General features: G+C 74.3%; 16 protein-coding genes. 15 read left to right on the top strand and 1 reads right to left on the bottom strand.

Annotated elements, in window-relative coordinates:
- Positions 1-100: 100 nt before the first annotated feature.
- From efp to J1M39_RS02730, 15 genes are all read left to right on the top strand, one after another.
- Positions 101-664 (top strand): elongation factor P, encoded by a 564-nt coding sequence (gene efp / locus J1M39_RS02800; RefSeq protein ID WP_002857030.1) that lies wholly within the window; start codon positions 101-103, stop codon positions 662-664.
- Positions 657-1109: a transcription antitermination factor NusB gene (nusB, locus tag J1M39_RS02795; protein ID WP_136939977.1), complete on the top strand. Its 453-nt coding sequence runs from the start codon at positions 657-659 to the stop codon at positions 1107-1109. The genes efp and nusB overlap by 8 nt, the downstream gene beginning before the upstream one ends.
- Before the next feature lie 169 nt (positions 1110-1278).
- The gene (gene pyrR / locus J1M39_RS02790) at positions 1279-1887 is read left to right on the top strand and encodes a bifunctional pyr operon transcriptional regulator/uracil phosphoribosyltransferase PyrR (protein ID WP_087114165.1); all 609 of its coding nucleotides are present in this window, start codon (positions 1279-1281) and stop codon (positions 1885-1887) included.
- Between the two features lie 3 nt (positions 1888-1890).
- Positions 1891-2874 carry an aspartate carbamoyltransferase catalytic subunit gene (locus J1M39_RS02785; RefSeq protein ID WP_036380943.1) on the top strand — a complete coding sequence of 328 codons (984 nt, stop codon included), beginning with the start codon at positions 1891-1893 and terminating at the stop codon, positions 2872-2874.
- On the top strand, positions 2871-4250 hold the full coding sequence (locus J1M39_RS02780) for a dihydroorotase (protein WP_206496441.1): 1380 nt from the start codon (positions 2871-2873) through the stop codon (positions 4248-4250). The genes J1M39_RS02785 and J1M39_RS02780 overlap by 4 nt, the downstream gene beginning before the upstream one ends.
- Complete coding sequence (locus J1M39_RS02775) at positions 4247-4882, top strand: PH-like domain-containing protein (protein ID WP_206496440.1); 636 nt, start codon at positions 4247-4249, stop codon at positions 4880-4882. The genes J1M39_RS02780 and J1M39_RS02775 overlap by 4 nt, the downstream gene beginning before the upstream one ends.
- On the top strand, positions 4879-6063 hold the full coding sequence (gene carA, locus J1M39_RS02770; RefSeq protein WP_036313720.1) for a glutamine-hydrolyzing carbamoyl-phosphate synthase small subunit: 1185 nt from the start codon (positions 4879-4881) through the stop codon (positions 6061-6063). The genes J1M39_RS02775 and carA overlap by 4 nt, the downstream gene beginning before the upstream one ends.
- A gap of 3 nt (positions 6064-6066) precedes the next feature.
- Positions 6067-9372, top strand: a complete 3306-nt coding sequence (carB, locus tag J1M39_RS02765; RefSeq protein WP_010078599.1) for a carbamoyl-phosphate synthase large subunit — start codon at positions 6067-6069, stop codon at positions 9370-9372.
- Entirely contained in the window at positions 9369-10256 is an 888-nt protein-coding gene (pyrF, locus tag J1M39_RS02760; RefSeq protein WP_036313723.1) for an orotidine-5'-phosphate decarboxylase, read from the top strand. The genes carB and pyrF overlap by 4 nt, the downstream gene beginning before the upstream one ends.
- A gap of 137 nt (positions 10257-10393) precedes the next feature.
- Positions 10394-10708 (top strand): integration host factor, actinobacterial type, encoded by a 315-nt coding sequence (gene mihF, locus J1M39_RS02755; protein ID WP_036313727.1) that lies wholly within the window; start codon positions 10394-10396, stop codon positions 10706-10708.
- Between the two features lie 111 nt (positions 10709-10819).
- On the top strand, positions 10820-11377 hold the full coding sequence (gene gmk, locus J1M39_RS02750) for a guanylate kinase (RefSeq protein ID WP_119217914.1): 558 nt from the start codon (positions 10820-10822) through the stop codon (positions 11375-11377).
- 66 nt (positions 11378-11443) lie between these two features.
- Positions 11444-11884 (top strand): DNA-directed RNA polymerase subunit omega, encoded by a 441-nt coding sequence (gene rpoZ, locus J1M39_RS12510; RefSeq protein ID WP_036313731.1) that lies wholly within the window; start codon positions 11444-11446, stop codon positions 11882-11884.
- Between the two features lie 7 nt (positions 11885-11891).
- The gene (gene coaBC, locus J1M39_RS02740) at positions 11892-13178 is read left to right on the top strand and encodes a bifunctional phosphopantothenoylcysteine decarboxylase/phosphopantothenate--cysteine ligase CoaBC (protein ID WP_036313734.1); all 1287 of its coding nucleotides are present in this window, start codon (positions 11892-11894) and stop codon (positions 13176-13178) included.
- 15 nt (positions 13179-13193) lie between these two features.
- Positions 13194-14456, top strand: a complete 1263-nt coding sequence (gene metK, locus J1M39_RS02735) for a methionine adenosyltransferase (RefSeq protein ID WP_036313737.1) — start codon at positions 13194-13196, stop codon at positions 14454-14456.
- Between the two features lie 13 nt (positions 14457-14469).
- Complete coding sequence (locus tag J1M39_RS02730; RefSeq protein WP_313955198.1) at positions 14470-16632, top strand: primosomal protein N' family DNA-binding protein; 2163 nt, start codon at positions 14470-14472, stop codon at positions 16630-16632.
- A gap of 66 nt (positions 16633-16698) precedes the next feature.
- On the opposite strand, the gene J1M39_RS02725 is transcribed toward J1M39_RS02730, so the two are convergent.
- The coding region (locus tag J1M39_RS02725; RefSeq protein ID WP_206496439.1) for an alpha/beta fold hydrolase at positions 16699-17708 on the bottom strand (1010 nt) is incomplete at its 5' end.

Below are 17708 nucleotides of genomic sequence, written 5' to 3'. Positions count from 1 at the left end.
CCCGCGCGGGGCCTCCCGTAGACTGGCCCGCGCACATCCAAGACCCCACCCACTCCAGGCGGACCCGTGACGGTCCGCGAGACCGATCGGGAGCACACACGTGGCAACGAGCAACGACATCAAGAACGGCGCCGTCCTGAAGCTGGAGGGCCAGCTCTGGAACGTCACCGAGTTCCAGCACGTCAAGCCGGGCAAGGGCGGCGCGTTCGTCCGCACCAAGATGAAGAACATCACCACGGGCAAGGTCGTGGACAAGACCTTCAACGCCGGCGCCAAGGTCGAGTTCGCCACCGTCGACCGCTCCGACTACCAGTACCTCTACCAGGACGGCGCGGACTACGTGTTCATGGACGTCAAGGACTACGACCAGATCACCGTGCCCGGGGCCGTGGTCGGCGACGCCGCGAAGTACATGCTCGAGAACACCCAGGTCGTCATCGCCCTGCACGAGGGCACGCCGCTGTACCTCGAGATGCCGGCGTCCGTGGTCCTGGAGATCACCTACACCGAGCCGGGCCTGCAGGGGGACCGCTCGTCCGCCGGCACCAAGCCCGCCACCGTGGAGACCGGCGCCGAGATCCAGGTGCCGCTCTTCGTGGAGCAGGGCACCCGCGTCAAGGTCGACACCCGCACCGGCGACTACCTCGGCCGCGTCAATGACTGAGCGGGCCTCCGCCGGCTCCGCTGCCAAGCGGGGGACCACGGCGCGCAGCCGCTCCCGGCAGCGTGCGGTGGAGATCCTGTTCGAGGCCGAGCAGCGCGGCTCCACCGCGCTGGAGGGCATCCGCACCCGACGCGAGAGCACCGACCTGCAGGTGAACGCCTACACCCAGCGGCTCGTGGAAGGCGTCATCGCGGACCAGGAGCGGCTCGACGAGGCCCTGAGCTCCTACTCCCGCGGCTGGTCCCTGGACCGCATGCCCGCCGTCGACCGGGCGATCCTGCGCGTGGGGGCCTGGGAGCTGCTGTTCCAGGACGACGTGCCGGACGCCGTCGCCATCTCCGAGGCCGTCGCCCTGGCCGCCCAGCTGTCCACGGACGACTCGCCCGAGTTCGTCAACGGTCTGCTCGGCCGCCTGCAGCAGGTCAAGTCGACACTGCTCGCCTGAGCCGCCGAGAGCTCCGTCACGAGGCCCGTCCCGCACCGCGTCATCCGCGCCGTGGGGCGGGCCTCGCTGGTAGAGTCGGCGACGTCCCGCACGGGGGCCCACCGGCGCCCGGGGACGAACCACGCATCCTTTAAGAGCCGTCCTGTGAGGCGGGGAAGGAGGCGCCGGCATGGGAACTGATCCCGCCGCACCTCGTGCTGCCCGGACCGTGCTGTCCGCGTCCGAGATCGACCGGGCGCTGACCCGGATCGCCCACGAGATCCTCGAGTCCAACAAGGGTGCCGAGGGTCTCGTCCTGATGGGGATCCCGCGCCGCGGGGCGCCCCTGGCCCGGCGGCTCGGCGCCCTGCTGGCCCGCATCGAGCCGGCCTTCGACCCCACCGCCGCCGTCGGCGAGGTGGACGTGACGCTCTACCGCGACGACCTCCGCCGCGGCACGGCCCGCACCCCGATGCCCACCCGCCTGCCCGAGGTCCCCCTCGACGGCGCCGTCGTCGTGCTCGTGGACGACGTCCTCTTCTCCGGCCGCACCGTCCGGGCCGCCCTCGACGCGATCGCCGACCTGGGCCGCCCCGCCGCCGTGCGCCTGGCCGTCCTCGTGGACCGCGGGCACCGCGAGCTGCCCGTCCGGGCCGACTTCGTGGGCAAGAACCTGCCGACCTCCACCGCCGAGCGCGTTCAGGTCCGGCTCATGGAGGTCGACGGCCCCGAGGGCACCGGCGAGGTCACCGAGGACGCCGTGAGCATCGTCGACCGCGTCGCGACCCGGGAGGGCTGAGCCGTGCGCCACCTGCTGTCCACCGCCGACCTCTCCCGCGCCGACGCCCTCGCCGTCCTCGACACCGCCGAGGAGATGGCCGCCGTCAACCAGCGCGAGGTCAAGAAGCTGCCCGCCCTGCGCGGCCGCACCGTGGTGAACCTCTTCCTCGAGGACTCCACCCGCACCCGCATCTCCTTCGAGGCCGCCGCCAAGCGGCTCTCCGCGGACGTGATCAACTTCTCCGCGAAGGGATCGTCCGTCTCCAAGGGGGAGTCGCTCAAGGACACCGTCCAGACGCTCGAGGCCATCGGCGCGGACGCCATCGTGATGCGCCACTGGTCCTCGGGCGCGGCCCGCCAGCTGGCCGACTCCGGCTGGGTGCGCTCCGCCGTCGTGAACGCCGGCGACGGCACCCACGAGCACCCCACCCAGGCCCTCCTGGACGCCTTCACCCTGCGCCGGCGCCTCGCCGCGGCGACGGGAGAGGACCTGGTCGGCCAGGACCTGACCGGCATGCGCGTGGTGATCGTGGGGGACATCCTGCACTCGCGCGTGGCCCGGTCCAACGTGTGGCTGCTCAGCACGCTGGGCGCCCAGGTCACCCTGGCCGCCCCGCCCACCCTGCTGCCCGTCGGCGTGGCCGCGTGGCCGTGCCAGGTCACCTACTCGCTGGACGAGGCCCTCGACGCCGGCCCCGACGCCGTCATGATGCTCCGCGTCCAGGCCGAGCGGATGGGCGGCGCCTTCTTCCCGTCCGCGGGGGAGTACACCCGGACCTGGGGGCTGACCGACGACCGCTTCGCCCGCCTCACCGCCGGCCGCGGCGCCCTGCTCGACGAGCCCGTGGTCATGCACCCCGGCCCGATGAACCGCGGCCTGGAGATCAGCCCGGCGGCGGCGGACTCGCCCCGCAACACCGCCCTCGAGCAGGTCGCCAACGGCGTGTCCGTCCGCATGGCGGTCCTGCACCTCGTCCTCAACCACGACCAGGAGGTCCGCCCGTGAGCGCCCCCAGCCCCGCCCCCCTGCTGCTGCGCAGCGCGCGCCTGACCACGGGCGAGACCGCCGACGTGCTCGTCGCCGAGGGCCGGATCCCCGCCCTCGGCCCGGACGCCGCGACCCACGCCGCCGGCCTCGACCCGGCCCCCGAGGAGGTCGACTGCGCCGGCCTGGTGCTGCTGCCCGGGCTCGTCGACCTGCACACCCATCTGCGCCAGCCCGGCAAGGAGGACGCGGAGACGGTCGAGACCGGCACCCGCGCCGCCGCGATGGGCGGCTTCACCTCGGTCCACGCGATGGCCAACTCGACGCCGACGGCCGACACCGCCGGCGTGGTGGAGCAGGTGTGGCGGCTGGGCCGGGACGCGGGCTGGTGCGATGTGCACCCCGTGGGCGCGGTGACCGTGGGCCTGGCCGGCGAGGCCCTGGCCGACCTCGGCGCGATGGCCGACTCGCAGGCCCGCGTGCGGATGTTCTCCGACGACGGCATGTGCGTCCACGACGCCGTGCTGATGCGCCGGGCGCTCGAGTACGTGAAGTCCTTCGGCGGCTTCGTGGCCCAGCACGCGCAGGAGCCGAACCTCACCGCCGGCGCCCAGATGAACGAGTCCGAGCTCTCCGGCGTCCTCGGCCTGGCCGGCTGGCCCGCCGTGGCGGAGGAGGCCGTCATCGCCCGTGACGTGCTGCTGGCCCAGCACGTGGACTCCCGCCTGCACGTGTGCCACGTCTCCACGGCCGGCTCCGTCGAGCTGATCCGCTGGGCCAAGGCCCAGGGCGTGGCCGTGACCGCCGAGGTCACCCCGCACCACCTGCTGCTCACGGAGGAGCTCGTCCGATCCTACGACCCCGTGTTCAAGGTCAACCCGCCGCTGCGCCGCGAGTCCGACGTCCTGGCCCTGCGCGCCGGCCTGGCCGACGGCACCATCGACACCGTGGGCACCGACCACGCCCCGCACACCGCCGAGACCAAGCAGTGCGAGTGGACGGTCGCGGCGATGGGCATGACGGGCCTCGAGACCGCCCTGTCCGTGGTGCAGCAGGCGATGGTGGACACCGGCCTGATGGACTGGGCGGGCGTCGCCCGCGTGATGTCCACGGCGCCGGCCCGGATCGCCGGCCTGACCGACCAGGGCCAGGCCGACGAGCGCGGCGTCCCGCGCGTCGGCGCCGTGGCCAACCTCGTGCTCGTGGACCCGCGGGCCCGCCGCACCGTGGACCCCGAGCAGCACCTGACGAAGTCCCGCAACAGCCCGTACCGGGGCATGGAGCTGCCGGGCGCGGTGCGCCACACGGTCTATCGCGGCGCCCGCGTCGTCGCCGACGGCGCCCCCGCCCGGCCGTACCGCCACCCGGCCCTGACGGAGACGGGGGAGCGCGCGTGAGCATCACCCCCCTGGCCCCCCTGGCCGCCGCCCTGGCGGCCCGACCCGTCCCCCCGCGGACCCCGACGAAGGACTACGCGGACGTGTGGCTGCCGGTGACCCTGGGCACCCTGGCCGTCGTCCTCGTGCTGCTCGGCCTGCTGGCCCTCGGGTGGCGGGCCCGCCGCCGGGCGCAGGCCGGGATCCCGGCCCCGGCCCCCGTGCCGACGGCCCTCTACGACGCCGAGCCGACGCTGTCCGCGGAGGGCATGCACGTGGGCACGGTGCGCGGCGAGGACCGACTGGACCGCGTGGCGGTGCACGGCCTGGGCCTGCGCTCGCGCGCCGTCCTCGAGGTCCACGACGCCGGCGCCCACCGCGGCCTGCTCGTGCTCCGCCCCGGGGCCGCCAACCTGTTCATCCCCGCGGACGACCTCGTCGAGGCCGGCCTGTCCGCGGGGATCGCCGGCAAGTTCGTCGAGCCGGGCGGGCTCGTCGCCTGGGGCTGGCGCCTCGGCGACGTCGAACTCACCTCCGCCTTCCGCCCCGACCGCCCCGAGGACCGCGACCGGCTCCTCGCCGCCCTGCAGACCATCATCGACCCCGCCCCGGCCGACCCGGCCGGCCGCGCAGGAGAAGGAGACCCCCGATGAGCACCCCCACCGACGACCTGGCCCTGCTCGTCCTCGAGGACGGCACCGTCCACCGCGGCCGGGCCTACGGCGCCCGCGGCCGCACCCTGGGCGAGGCCGTGTTCACCACGGGCATGACCGGCTACCAGGAGACCCTCACCGACCCGTCCTACGCGGGGCAGATCATCGTGCAGACCTCCCCGCACATCGGCAACACCGGGGTCAACGACGCCGACCGCGAGTCGCGGGCGATCTTCGCCGCCGGCTACGTGGTCCGCGACGCGGCCCGGCGTCCGTCCAACTGGCGCGCCGAGCGCACCCTCGACGAGGAGCTCGAGACGTTCGGCGTCGTCGGGATCCGCGAGGTCGACACCCGGGCCATCACCCGCCGCCTGCGCACCGAGGGCTCGATGCGCGCCGGCGTGTTCTCCGGCGAGCACGCCGCCCGCCCGGAGGCCGAGCTGCTGGCGGAGGTGCGCGCCCAGCCGTCGATGGCCGGCGCCCGCCTCGCGGAGTCCGTCACCACGGAGCAGCCGTACGTCATCGAGCCGGCCGAGCACGGCTGGGAGGGCGAGCCGATCGCCGAGATCGCCGCCCTCGACCTCGGCATCAAGGCCGCCACGCCGCGGCACCTGGCCTCCCGCGGCATCCGCGTGCACGTGCTGCCCGCGGCCACGGACCTGGCCGGCATCCGCGCCGTGGACCCGGACGGCGTCTTCCTGTCCAACGGCCCCGGCGACCCGGCCACGGCAGACGCCCAGGTGGAGCTGCTGCGCGAGGTCCTCGACGCCGGCCTGCCGTTCTTCGGCATCTGCTTCGGCAACCAGATCTTCGGCCGCGCGCTCGGCTTCGACACCTACAAGCTGAAGTTCGGCCACCGCGGCCCGAACCAGCCGGTGCTGGACAAGGCCACGGGCCGCGTGGCCATCACCTCCCAGAACCACGGCTTCGCCGTGGACGCCCCCCTCGGCGAGCCGATCGAGGCGCCGGAGTCGCGCTTCGGCCGCGTCGAGGTCTCCCACTGGTCCCTGAACGACCAGGTCGTCGAGGGCCTGCGCCTGCTCGACCGGCCCGCCTTCTCCGTGCAGTTCCACCCGGAGTCCGCGGCCGGCCCCAACGACACCCTCGACCTGTTCGACCGCTTCGTGCAGCTGCTCACCGAGCACCGCGCCGCCACCACCCCCGCCACCGAAGGAGCCTGATCCATGCCCAAGCGCACCGACCTGAAGTCCGTCCTGGTCATCGGCTCCGGCCCCATCGTGATCGGCCAGGCCGCCGAGTTCGACTACTCGGGCACCCAGGCCATCCGCGTCCTCAAGGAGGAGGGCGTCCGCGTCGTCCTCGTCAACTCCAACCCGGCCACGATCATGACCGACCCGGAGCTGGCCGACGCCACCTACGTCGAGCCCATCACCCCGGCCGTGGTCGCCAAGATCATCGAGAAGGAGCGCCCGGACGCCCTGCTGCCCACCCTGGGCGGCCAGACGGCGCTGAACACCGCCATCGCCCTCGACAAGGACGGGGTGCTCGAGCGCTTCGGCGTCGAGCTGATCGGCGCGAACATCGAGGCCATCGAGCTCGGCGAGAACCGCGAGCTGTTCAAGGGCGTCGTGGAGCGTGCCGGCGGCGAGTCCGCCCGGTCCCACATCGTGCACACGATGGAGGAGGCCCTGGCCGCCGTCGAGGACCTGAAGTACCCCGTGGTGGTGCGCCCCTCGTTCACGATGGGCGGCCTCGGCTCCGGCATGGCCTACGACGAGGCCGACCTGTACCGCATCTGCGGCGCCGGCCTGCAGTACAGCCCGACCTCCGAGGTCCTGCTCGAGGAGTCCATCCTCGGCTGGAAGGAGTACGAGCTGGAGATGATGCGGGACAAGAACGACAACGTCGTCGTCGTCTGCTCCATCGAGAACGTGGACCCCGTGGGCGTGCACACCGGCGACTCCATCACCGTGGCCCCGGCCATGACGCTGACGGACCGCGAGTACCAGAAGCTGCGGGACATCTCGATCAACGTCATCCGCGAGGTCGGCGTGGACACCGGCGGCTGCAACATCCAGTTCGCGGTGAACCCCGTGGACGGGCGCGTCGTCGTCATCGAGATGAACCCGCGCGTCTCCCGCTCCTCGGCGCTGGCCTCGAAGGCCACCGGCTTCGCGATCGCCAAGATCGCCACCAAGCTGGCCCTGGGCTACACGATGGACGAGATCCCCAACGACATCACCCAGAAGACCCCGGCGTCCTTCGAGCCGGTCCTGGACTACGTGGTCGTGAAGGTCCCGCGCTTCGCGTTCGAGAAGTTCCCGGCGGCGGATCCCACGCTGACCACCACCATGAAGTCGGTCGGCGAGGCCATGGCCATCGGCCGCAACTTCACGGAGGCCCTGCAGAAGGCCCTGCGCTCGCTCGAGCAGAAGGGCTCGGAGCTCGCGTTCCCGCAGGACGCCGACCCGCAGGCCCTGCTCGCGGCGGCGAGCACGGCCACCACCGACCGGCTCTCCCAGACCCAGCAGGCGCTCTACGCCGGCGCCACGATCGAGGAGGCCTTCGAGGCCACCGCGATCGACCCGTGGTTCCTGGACCAGTTCGTGCTCATCAACGAGGTCGCGGACGAGATCCGCGACGCCGAGGTCCTCGACGAGGCCCTGCTGCGCCGCGCCAAGCGGCACGGGTTCTCCGACGCCCAGATCGGCTCGCTGCGGCACATGGACGCCGCGGTCGTGCGCGGCGTGCGTCACGCCCTGGGCGTGCGCCCCGTCTACAAGACCGTGGACACCTGTGCCGCCGAGTTCGAGGCCTTCACCCCGTACCGGTACTCCAGCTACGACCTCGAGACCGAGGTCGCCCCGCACGAGGGCGAGTCGGTGATCATCCTCGGCTCGGGCCCGAACCGGATCGGCCAGGGCATCGAGTTCGACTACTCGTGCGTGCACGCCACCATGGCGCTGCGCGAGGCCGGCTACGAGACCGTGATGGTCAACTGCAACCCGGAGACGGTATCCACGGACTACGACATCTCCGATCGCCTCTACTTCGAGCCGCTCACGCTCGAGGACGTCCTGGAGGTCATCGCGGCAGAGGAGGCCTCCGGCGGCGTGCGCGGCGTCTTCGTGCAGCTCGGCGGCCAGACCCCGCTCAAGCTGGCCCAGCAGCTCGCCGACGCCGGCGTGCCGATCCTGGGCACCTCGCCCGCGGCCATCGACCTGGCCGAGCACCGCGGTGAGTTCGCGCTCGTGCTCGAGCGCGCGGGCCTGGTGGCGCCGAAGAACGGCACGGCCGTCTCCTTCGACGACGCCAAGCGCGTGGCGGACGAGATCGGCTACCCCGTGCTCGTGCGCCCCTCCTACGTGCTCGGCGGCCGCGGCATGGAGATCGTGTACTCCGAGGAGGCGCTGGCCCACTACGTGGCGCACGCGACGGAGATCACCCCCGACCAGCCGATGCTCGTGGACCGCTTCCTCGAGGACGCGATCGAGATCGACGTCGACGCCCTCTACGACGGCACCGAGCTGTACCTCGGCGGCGTCATGGAGCACATCGAGGAGGCGGGCATCCACTCGGGCGACTCCGCGTGCGTGCTGCCCCCCGTCACCCTGGGCCCGGACGTGCTCGAGCGCGTGCACCGCGCCACCGAGCGGATCGCGGCCGGCGTCGGCGTGCGCGGCCTGATCAACATCCAGTTCGCGCTCGCCTCGGACGTGCTGTACGTGATCGAGGCGAACCCGCGCGCCTCGCGGACCGTGCCGTTCGTCTCGAAGGCCACGGGCGTCCAGCTGGCCAAGGCGGCCGCGCGGATCGGCGTCGGCGAGAGCATCGCCGACCTGCGCGCGGCCGGCATGCTGCCCACGGCGTACGACGGCGGCACCCTGCCGATCGGCGCGCCCGTGGCGGTCAAGGAGGCGGTGCTGCCGTTCACCCGCTTCCGCACCGCGGAGGGCCGCGTGGTCGACTCGCTGCTGGGCCCGGAGATGCGCTCGACGGGCGAGGTCATGGGCATCGACAAGCACTTCGACACCGCGTTCGCCAAGTCCCAGTCCGCCGCCGGCGGCCCGCTGCCCACCTCGGGGCGCGTGTTCGTGTCGGTCGCGAACCGGGACAAGCGCACCCTCGTGGGCCAGGCCAAGCGCCTCGTCGACCTCGGCTTCCAGGTGGTCTCCACCGGCGGCACCGCCGAGGTGCTGCGGCGCAACGGCATCCCCGCGGAGGTCGTGGCGAAGATCGCCGACGCCGGGCACGAGGACGGCGCGGGCACCGTGCTGGAGCAGCTGCACGCCGGCACCGTCGATCTCGTGCTGAACACGCCCTCCGGCGGCGACGCCCGCACGGACGGCTACGAGATCCGCGCGGCCGCGACGTCGCTCGGCGTGCCGGTGATCACGACCACGGCCGAGTTCGGGGCGTGCCTGCAGGCCATCGAGGCCATGCGGTCCTACGAGTGGTCCGTCACCTCACTGCAGGAGCACGACGCGCGCCTGCAGCAGGCTGTCGCCGGTCCGGAGGCCGCGGCGTGACCACGACGGCGACGGGCGGCGCGGGGCCCCGCGCCCCCTTCGGGCGGCGGCTGGCCCAGGCCATGGAGACGGCCGGTCCGCTGTGCCTCGGCGTGGACCCCCATCCGGGCCTGCTGCGGCAGTGGGGCCTGAGCGACACCCCGGCGGGCCTCGAGGCGTTCTCCCTGACCGCCCTCGAGGCGGCGGTGGGTCCCGAGGGGCCCCGCGTGGCGGCGATCAAGCCCCAGGTGGCGCTGTACGAGCGCCACGGATCGGCCGGCCTGGCGGCCCTGGAGCGGCTGCTCGCGGCCGCCCGAGACGCCGGGGTGCTCACGATCGCGGACGCCAAGCGCGGTGACATCGGCTCCACCATGGACGGCTACGCCGCCGCGTGGATCGCCGATGCCTCGCCCCTGGCCGCGGATGCGGTGACGCTCAGCCCGTACCTGGGTTTCGGCACCCTCGTGCCGACCATCCGCGCCGCCCACGAGGCCGGCCGCGGCGTGTTCGTCCTCGCGCTGACCTCCAATCCGGAGGGCCGCGAGGTCCAGCACGTGGGCGAGGGGTCGGCCGAGGGATCGGTCGCCCGGCGCATCGCCGCGGCGGCGGCCGCCGAGAACGCGGCCCTGCGCGGCGACGACGCGTGGGGGCCGGTGGGACTCGTCTTGGGCGCCACGGTGGCCGCCGAGGCGGACCGCCTCGGCCTGGACCTGCCGGCCCTCGGCGGGCCCCTGCTGGCGCCCGGGTTCGGTGCCCAGGGCGCCACGGCCCGGGGCATGCGGGCCGACTTCGGGACGGCCTGGCCGCAGGTCTTGGCGACCTCGTCCCGCGGCATCCTGAGCGCGGGCCCGTCGGTGGCCTCGCTGGTGGACACGATCGAGGAGAATCGCGCCGCCCTGCGGTGACGCCCGCGTCCTCCCGGCGCGCCCGTGCCGTGTGGACGGGATGGTATCTTCCCTTTCGATCGGCTGTGCTCGTCGTCCTTGACGGTGGAAGGGTCTCGACGGGGCCGGTGAGGAATGAGAGGCATCGAGGTCAGACCATGGCGTTGCGGCAGCTCAGTGTGCAGGAGCGGGCGGAGGCCCGGAGGAAGGCCCTCCAGGCCCGCCAGGCGCGGGCGGAGCTCAAGGCGGCCTTCGCCGCCGGTGCGGTCGGCCTGGCCGACGTGTTCGCGCGCGCGGACACCGAGGACGCCGTCGCCCGCCTGCGGACCGTGGACCTGCTGCTGGCCCTGCCGGGCGTGGGCGAGGTCCGGGCCCGGGAGACGATGGCGGGGTGCGGCATCTCGCCGCGGCGTCGGCTGGGCGGCCTGGGCCGTCGTCAGCGCGAGGCGTTGATCGCCTATATTGGCCGGTGACCCCCACACCCCGGCGGGTCGGCGCCGGCCCGGGTGAAGGGCCTGCGAGGCCCGTCCCACCAGGAGGATGCGTGACCGACACGTTCGACCCCGGACCCGGGCGTCACCGTCCTGGCAGGACCCACCGCCGTCGGCAAGGGCACCGTCTCGGCCTATGTCCGCGAGCACTATCCCGAGGCCTGGCTGTCCGTCTCCGCCACCACCCGCCCGGCGCGCCCGGGTGAGGAGGACGGGGTGCACTACTACTTCACGACGCCGGAGGAGTTCGACTCCCTCGTCGAGGCGGACGAGATGCTGGAATGGGCCGTCGTCCACGGCGTCCACCGCTACGGCACGCGGCGCGACCGTGTGATGGAGGCCGTGGCGCAGGGGCGCCACGTCCTGCTGGAGATCGACCTGCAGGGCGCGCGCCAGGTCCGCCGTGCGCTGCCGGAGGCCACCTTCGTGTTCCTGGCGCCGCCGAGCTGGGAGGAACTCGTGTCCCGGCTGCTCGGCCGCGGCACCGAGAGCCCGGAGGAACAGCGGCGTCGGCTCGAAACGGCTAGACTGGAACTCGCAGCGGAACCCGAGTTCGACGCCGTCGTCGTGAACGACCGCGTGGAGCGGGCCGCCGAGGAACTGGTGAGACTCATGGGGCTGGACCCCGAGCGCCGTCCGACCGAGGCCTGAGGACCGGCCGCACCGACGCCGCACCCGGCGCCGACGTGACAGTGAGATGAAGACTTTGGAGACCCCGTGACCGAACAGTACGAAGGCATCGTCAACCCGCCCATCGACTCCCTGCTGGAGCGGGTCGACTCGAAGTACGCCCTGGTGCTCTTCGCCGCCAAGCGGGCCCGGCAGATCAACGCCTACTACTCGCAGCTGCACGAGGGGCTGTTCGAGTACGTCGGCCCGCTCGTGGACACCCAGCTGAACGAGAAGCCGCTGTCCATCGCCCTGCGCGAGATCGAGGCCGACCTGCTCGAGTCCCACGAGGCCGTCGAGGCCACCCCGGAGGCCGACCTGGCCGCCGAGGACTTCGGCGACTTCTCCCTGCCGGGCGAGGACGACCCGTTCGCCACCCTCGAGTCGTCCGACGCCCACCAGCCGATGGGCGATCCCGCCGCCATCGAGGAGGCCGCCGAGACGGTGCGCGCCGAGGAGGGCACCTCCGAGGACGCCACGGAGGCCTGAGCCCGTCATGGAGATCGTCCTCGGGGTCGGCGGCGGCATCGCGGCCTACAAGGCGGCGCTGCTGCTGCGCTTGATGACCGAGGCCGGCCACGGCGTGACCGTGGTGCCCACCGCCAACGCCCTCGAGTTCGTGGGCGCGGCGACGTGGGAGGCCCTCTCCGGTCGCCCGGTCCGCACGGACACGTTCGAGGCGGTCGACGAGGTGAACCACGTCCGGCTCGGCCGGCGTGCGGACCTCGTGGTGGTCGCGCCGGCCACGGCCGACCTGCTCGCGCGCACCGCCGCGGGGATGGCGCCCGACCTGCTGGGCAACGTGCTGCTCACCGCCACGTGCCCCGTCGTCCTGGCCCCCGCCATGCACACCGAGATGTGGCACCACCCCGCCACGGTGGCCAACGTCGCCCTCCTGCGCGAGCGCGGCGTCACGGTCGTGGATCCCGCCGTGGGCCGCCTCACCGGGGCCGACTCCGGCGCCGGACGTCTGCCCGAGCCCGCCGAGATCTGGGAGCGTGCGCAGGCCGCCGCCGCCGCGGGCGCCCCGCGCCGTCCCCGGGCCTCCGGGTCCGACGCCGAGCCGACGCCCGGCCCGCTGGCCGGTCGCACCGTGGTGATCACGGCCGGGGGCACCCGCGAGGCCCTGGACCCGGTCCGCTACCTGGGGAACCGCTCCTCCGGCAAGCAGGGGGCCGCCCTGGCGCGCGCCGCCCTCGACGCCGGCGCCACCGTGCGGTTCGTCGCCGGGTCCATGTCCGTCCCGACGCCCGAGGGCGTCGAGCGCGTCGTGCCCGTGGAGTCCACGCAGGACCTGTTGGACGCCGTGCAGGCGGAGGCCGCCGACGCCGACGTCCTCGTGATGGCGGCGGCCGTCGCGGACTTCCGGCCGGCCGAGGTCTCGGACGCCAAGATGAAGAAGGGCGACGACGGCGGCGCGCCCGTCATCGTGCTCGAGCGCACCCCGGACGTGCTCGCCACGGCCGTGCGCACCCGCTCCGAGGGCGGGCCCATGGCCCCGCTCATCGTCGGCTTCGCCGCGGAGACCGGCGACGCGACGTCCTCCGTGCTCGAGTACGGCCGGGCCAAACTGGCGCGCAAGGGCTGCGAGATGCTCGTGGTCAACGAGGTCGGCACGGACAAGGTGTTCGGCCGGGACGAGACCGCCGTGACCATCCTGTTCGCCGACGGCCGCCCCGCCGTGGAGGCCGCAGGCTCCAAGGACGAGGCCGCGGCCGCCGTCGTGCAGGCGATCGTGGATGACCTCGCCGGTCGCGACCCCGTCGGCGCGTCGGGCCGCTGACCTAGACTGTGCGGCATGACCGATGCCGCCTCGCTGAGCCCCGCCCGCCACGCCGACCCGTATTCGGGGGTGGGCGGCGGAGAGCTCCGCCTCTTCACCTCCGAGTCCGTCACGGCGGGCCACCCCGACAAGATCTGCGACCAGATCTCCGACGCCATCCTGGACGCGATCCTCGCCGCCGACCCGTCGGCGAAGGTGGCCGTGGAGACCCTGACCACCACCGGCCTGGTGCAGGTGGCCGGCGAGGTGAACACCTCAGCGTACGTGGAGATCCCCAGGATCGTGCGCGAGACCATCCTGGACATCGGCTACGACTCCTCGGCCAACGGCTTCGACGGCGCCCAGTGCGGCGTGAACATCTCCATCGGCCAGCAGTCCTCGGACATCTTCGCCGGCGTCTCCCGGTCCCTCGAGGCCCGCGAGTACGGCTCGGCGGACGAGGTGGACGAGCAGGGCGCGGGGGACCAGGGCATCATGTTCGGCTACGCCACGGACGAGACCCCGGCGTACATGCCCATGCCCATCTACCTCGCGCACCGGCTCTCCGAGCGGCTCACCGCGGTGCGCCGGGCGGAGAACACGCCCATGCCGTACCTGCTGCCGGACGGCAAGACGCAGGTCACCATCGGCTACGCGCCCGGCCACGTGCCCACCACGGTCGAGGCCGTGGTGGTCTCCACGCAGCACCACGAGTGGGTCACGCAGGAGCAGCTGCGGGCGGACGTGGAGGAGCACGTGATCCGGCCCGTCATCGAGCGCTCCGGCCTCGACACCTCCGGCATGCGGATCATCATCAACCCGGGCGGCAAGTTCGTCATCGGCGGCCCCGTGGGCGACGCCGGCCTCACCGGTCGCAAGATCATCGTGGACACCTACGGCGGCATGGCCCGGCACGGCGGCGGCGCCTTCTCCGGCAAGGACCCGTCCAAGGTGGACCGCTCCGCCGCCTACATGCTCCGCTGGGTCGCGAAGAACGTGGTGGCCGCCGGCCTCGCCTCGCGCGCCGAGTTCCAGGTGGCCTACGCGATCGGTTCGGCCCGGCCCGTGGGCCTGTACGTGGACACCTTCGGGACGGCCACGGTGCCGGAGGAGAAGATCATCGAGGCCGTGAACGCGGTGTTCGACCTGCGTCCGGCCGCCATCGTGAAGGAGCTGAACCTCCTGCGGCCCATCTACCGACGGACCGCCGCGAACGGCCACTTCGGCCGGGACGACGCCGACTTCACGTGGGAGCGCACGGACCGCGTCGAGCAGCTGCGCGCTGCCGCCGGCCTCTGACCCGGAGGCGGGCATCACAGACGCGCTGTTCGCCCTCCCGGAGCCGGAGGACGCGCCCCGACTGCCGGAGCGGGCCGAGGGGTGGCCGGAGCGGCCGATCGCACGCGTCCTGCTGGACTCGCCCGTGCCGCACCTGGACCGCGAGTTCGACTATCTCGTGCCCGTGGCCCTGGACGACCGGGCGGTCCCCGGCTCCCGCGTGTCCGTCCGCTTCGGCGGACGGGCCATGACGGGCTGGCTCGTCTCGCGGGAGCAGGAGCCGGCCACCGGCGCCCAGCTCACCGAGCTCACCGGCGTGCTCACCGTCATCCCGCCGCTGACGGAGGAGGTCCTGGCGACCGCGCGCGCGGTGGCCCGCCGCCAGGCCGGCGTCGTCACGGACGTGCTGCGGGCCGCGGTGCCCCCGCGCGTCGCGCAGGTCGAGAAGGCCGCCCTGGCGGAGGACGCGGAAACCGCCGCGGACCACCCTGTGACGCTGACCGGCACGGACGCCGAGCGCCCGGAGCCTCCCGCGGCGGAGGAGGGCCTCGTGCCCACGGTGTGGGAGTCCCTTGAGGGGGGCACCGCGTTCGTGTCCGCCGTGCTGGCCGGGGACGCCGCGCGGGCGGCCGCCGTCGTGCCCTCGCGCCTGTTCGAATGGGACGAGGCGGGCGCGCTGGCCGCCCTGGCGCGCACGGTGGCCGCCTCGGACGGCGGCGTCCTACTGCTGGTGCCCGACCACCGCGACCTCGACCGGCTCTGCGCCGCCCTCGACGAGCACGTGGGGGAGGACGCCTACGCGCGGATCGGCTCCGAGGACGGCAACACGCCCCGGTACCGCGCCCACCTGGCCGCGCTGCGCGGCACCCGGCGCATCGTGGCCGGCACCCGGGCCGCCGTGTGGTCGCCCGTGCGCGACCTGCGGCTGGTGGTGCTCTGGGACGACGGCGACGACGCGTGGGCAGAACCCCGCGCGCCCTACTTCCACGCCCGAGAGGTCGTGCTGGAGCGGGCCCGCGCGACCGGCGCGGCGCTGCTCTTCGCCGGGCCCTCCCGGTCCGTCCCGGTGCAACGGCTCGTCGAGTCGGGCTGGCTGCTGCACCTGGGCCCCTCCCGCGCGACCCAGCGGGAGCTCGGGCCGCGGGTCGTCTCCACCGCCGACGCCTGGGAGACGGCGCGCGACCCGTTCGCGCAGCGGGCGCGGCTGCCGCAGGCCGCCTGGGCCGCCGCCCGCGCCGCGCTGCTCGGGCCACGGCCCGGCCCGGTGCTCGTGCAGGTGGCCCGGGCCGGCTTCATCCCCGCCCTCGTGTGCGAGCGCTGTCGCACGCCCGCCCGCTGCCGCGTCTGCGCGGGGCCGCTGGGCTTCCGCGACGCGCGGGCCGCCCGGCACGGGGAGGTGGCGTGCCGGTGGTGCGGCACCCGGGAGCGCGGCTTCCGGTGCACCGAGTGCGGCGGCACGACGCTGCGGGCCGGGGCCCGCGGCGTGGACCGCACGGCCGAGGAGCTGGGCCGGGCGTTCCCGCGCGTGCCCGTGCACGCCTCCTCGGCGCAGCACATGCTCGGCTCGGTGCCGCCCGGGCCCTCCCTGGTGGTGGCGACCGTGGGGGCCGAGCCGGTGACGCCCGACGGCTACGCGGCCGCCCTGCTGCTCGACGGGGACAGCCAGCTCCAGCGCGAGGGCCTCGACGTGCCGGGCCGGGTGCTCGCCCGCTGGCTCGCGGCCGCCTGCCTGGTCCGCCCCGCCTCCGACGGGGGCGTCGTGGTGGTCACCGCGGACGCGGGGGAGGCGGTGAACGCGCTCGTCCGACGGGACCCCGACGGCTTCGCCGCGCGCCAGGTCGCCGAGCGGCGCGAGCTGCACCTTCCTCCCGCCGGCCGCCTCGCAGAGGTCACGGGGGAGGCCGCCGCCGTCGCGGAGTACCTCGAGCTCGTGGAGGCCGCCCGCCGGGAACGGCCGGACGAGGACGTCCACGAGGATCCGCACTCGGCCCCGCTCGACGGCGGCCCGGCGCGACTGCCCTGGATCGGGCCGGTGCCGGACCCCGCCGACGAGATCCGCTCCCGCGCCCTGCTGATCTTCCCGTACGCGGCGGCCGAGGCCACCGTCGGCGCCCTGCGCGCCGCCCGGTCCGCGGCGAGCGCTCGGCGCGAGACCGCCCCGGTGCGGGTGCGGCTCGACCCGGCCGGGGTGCTCTGAGGGGGCGGCCGGACCGGCCCCCAGCCCGAGGGGCCGGAGCGCGGCGACGCCGGGGCGACGACGACGTCAGCGGCCGGCGCGGCGGAACCAGTCGCGGATCAGCGCCGCGCAGGCGGCCGGCCGCTCGTAGTGCAGCAGATGCCCGACGCCGTCGAGGACGTGCAGCTCCGCTGTGCCGCCCGCGGCGTCGATCGCCGCGGCGAGCGCCTCCTGTGCCGGCACCGAGCCCAGCGGATCCTCCCGCCCCGCGACCAGCAGCACCGGCAGGGTGAGGCGGGCGGCGACGTCGGCCACGGAGCCCGTGCTCGAGGCGCGGTACGCCTCGGAGAGCATGCGCGCGGAGGCGAAGCCCGAGAAGTGACGCCGGTGCTGGTCATGGGTGTACGCAAGGACATCCCTGTCCCTGGTGCGGGTCATGGCGAGCGTGGTCGCCCACACGACCGGCGGCGCGCCCAGCAGCAGCCGCGCCGAGCGCTCGGGCAGGCGGGCGGCGACCTCGTAGTACCCCTCGGCGACGGCCGCCAGCACCCGACTCGTCGCGGACGCCGACGCCTGCAGCGCGGGTTCGGCGATGGGGTTGAGCAGGACCAGCCGTCCCCACCGGGACGGCTCCCGGGCGACCAGCTCGGCCGCCACCGTCGTCCCGTAGGAGTGTGCGACCAGCACGGGGGCGGCCGGCAGCCCCAGGGCGACGACGGCGGCGGCCACCGCGTCCGCGTGATGGGCCACGGTGTGCTCGGCGCGGGGGAAGGGCTCCGAGGCCCCGAAGCCGGGCAGCTCGATCGAGTGGATCGGATGCTCCGGGAGCGCGTCGGCCAGCAGGGCGAGGCCGTGGTGGTCCCCGCGGAAGCCGTGCACGAACACGAGCGGGGCAGCGGCCGCGTCCCCCTCGAGTGCGCCGGGCGATCCCGGCGCGGCCACCGGAACGGGGGCATACTCCCACACGGCCACGGACGACGGGGTCCTGCGGACGGGGTCCGGGACCGCCAGGGTACGCCGGCGGGGCGTCCGGGCCGGGTGGCCCGTGAGCACGCGGGGATCGGCGGGCGCCGCGGGCGGGCGCAGCAGATCGCGCA

It is taken from the genome of Micrococcus sp. KRD077 (assembly GCF_017168505.1).
Taxonomy (GTDB): Bacteria; Actinomycetota; Actinomycetes; order Actinomycetales; family Micrococcaceae; genus Micrococcus; species Micrococcus luteus.
This window is presented reverse-complemented; position numbering and strand designations above follow the sequence as displayed.